2 protein-coding genes are annotated in these 1,949 nt (G+C 28.6%); one reads left to right on the plus strand and one right to left on the minus strand.

The genetic code is table 11. The features are described from left to right. Window positions 1–220: 220 nt before the first annotated feature. Window positions 221–958: an NAD-dependent protein deacylase gene (locus E6248_RS15720; protein WP_316341707.1), complete on the minus strand. Its 738-nt coding sequence runs from the start codon at window positions 956–958 to the stop codon at window positions 221–223. A gap of 216 nt (window positions 959–1,174) precedes the next feature. On the opposite strand from E6248_RS15720, the gene E6248_RS15725 reads away from it, so the two are divergent. Continuing rightward, window positions 1,175–1,654 (plus strand): hypothetical protein, encoded by a 480-nt coding sequence (locus E6248_RS15725; RefSeq protein WP_316341708.1) that lies wholly within the window; start codon window positions 1,175–1,177, stop codon window positions 1,652–1,654. Window positions 1,655–1,949: the final 295 nt, after the last annotated feature.

Consider the following 1,949-nt stretch of genomic DNA (forward strand, 5'->3'; position numbering starts at 1 on the left):
GAACATAAATTAAGATATAAGAAAAATATTAATCCAGAAGAAATAGAAATAATAAGTAAAGAATTACTTGAGTGCTCAGAAATTAGTGCATCCTTGGACAAGCGTATGGAAAAAATACGAAATAGAATAGATAAAAGGTTAGAATAAGAAAAAAATTAGAAATAAGTTGTAGGGGTTATAAAATGCTGTCACAGTAAATATGGTAGTGACAGCATTTTTTTTATAAGTTTTCTACAGCCTTTCCTAAGACCTTTCCTATAGAATCATTAATTACTAAATTGGCTTTATTATCAGCTGAAGTTGAAGTCTTATTTATTAGGATAATATTTTTCCCTCTGAAATAATCAATAAGTCCTGCAGCAGGATAAACCACTAAAGAGGTTCCTCCAATTATTAAAGTATCAGCTTTAGCAATAGCTTGAACTGACCCCATAATAGTAGCATCATCTAAACCTTCCTCATAAAGAACCACATCAGGTTTAACTCTTCCACCACATTTAGTACAAGTAGGTATATCTTCAGATTCTAATATAAACTTTTCGTCATAGAAGGCATTGCAGTTAACGCAATAATTTCTTAAAACTGATCCATGAAGTTCAAAGACATTTTTAGAACCAGCTGCTTGATGAAGACCATCTATATTTTGAGTTATAACAGCTTTAAGTTTTCCCATTTTTTCAAGCTTAGCTAAAGCAATATGAGCATTATTTGGTTTAGCTTCAGGATATATTAGTTTAGCTTTATAAAAGTTAAAGAATTCTTTAGGGTATCTAATGTAAAAGCTATGAGAAACTAATTGCTCAGGAGTAAAAGTTATATTAAGCTTTTCGTTAAATAATCCATTAGAGCTTCTAAAGTCAGGAATCCCACTTTCGGTGCTAACTCCTGCACCACCAAAGAATACTATGTTATTACTTTCTTTAAGTATTTGAGTTAATTGTTCTATTTTATTTTCCATATTATCATCTCCATAATACATTTATATTTTGATTATATCATATAGAAATAAATATACTTTAGAATTTATATAGAAGAAGGGAGAGGTAATTTAGTGAAGTTAATTTTATTGAATAGGTTAGAAGAATGTTAATTGATTTGTATAATATTGTAAAATAAGTTTTTCTTTGTTAGAATAATATATGGATTATTGAGAAATTTAATTAGAGGTGAAAATATGTTAATGGAAGAAGCTACTCCTGAAAAGGTTATTGAGTGGAAGGAAATTTGGAAAGAATATAAAAATATATTAGTTTCGAATAGAAGGACTGGTGAAGAGCTTGTTAAATATATAAAGGAAAGATATATTTTAAGAGAGCTAAATGATAAAAAGGCAAAAGAAATTGTAAAAAGTAATATTCTAAAGAATATAGTATATGCAAATAAATTATCAGAGGGACAGTCACCTAAGATACTTACTTTCATTATTGAAAATAGAGATGAAGGCTGTTGTTTATATGAAAAGCAGGATGATATATATATAGGAACAGAAATCTTTATTGGAGTAGATATTGAGTCAGGTTTTTTCCATGTAGAAGGAAGTAGCCTACTATGGGATGAGCTTATGGCCTTTAAAGGACTAGACGAAGAAGAGATACAGAATTATTTTTCTGTAGCTATGTACATTTTAAGTTTGAAAAGATTTCAAATTATATAGGGCAGAGTGATGTAGTTAAATAATAGAATTATAGATATAGGTTAATAAGTATACTATGTATTTATCCTATATCTTTTTTTATGTTTTTTATAAAATAAATGTAGATAAAACTGTATCAAAAGGTGTTATAATTAGCATATAAAGGATGGTATAAGGACTTTATAAAAATAAGGGGGAAATTATATGAAGAAGAGTGGAAAGGCTTTATTAGGTCTAGCTTTAGTTATAGGTGGAGTAGCTGCAGCAGCAGTTATATCACAAAAGGTTAAAGAAGGCGAATTTGATTGTCTTTGCA

It is taken from the genome of Clostridium sp. (assembly GCF_032552055.1).
In the GTDB taxonomy this organism is placed as follows: domain Bacteria; phylum Bacillota; class Clostridia; order Clostridiales; family Clostridiaceae; genus Clostridium.

Coding starts and splice junctions, on each gene's coding strand:
- E6248_RS15725 (WP_316341708.1), top strand. CDS start 1,175: ATGTTAATGGAAGAAGCTACTCCTGAAAAGGTTATTGAGTGGAAGGAA.
- E6248_RS15720 (WP_316341707.1), bottom strand. CDS start 958: ATGGAAAATAAAATAGAACAATTAACTCAAATACTTAAAGAAAGTAAT.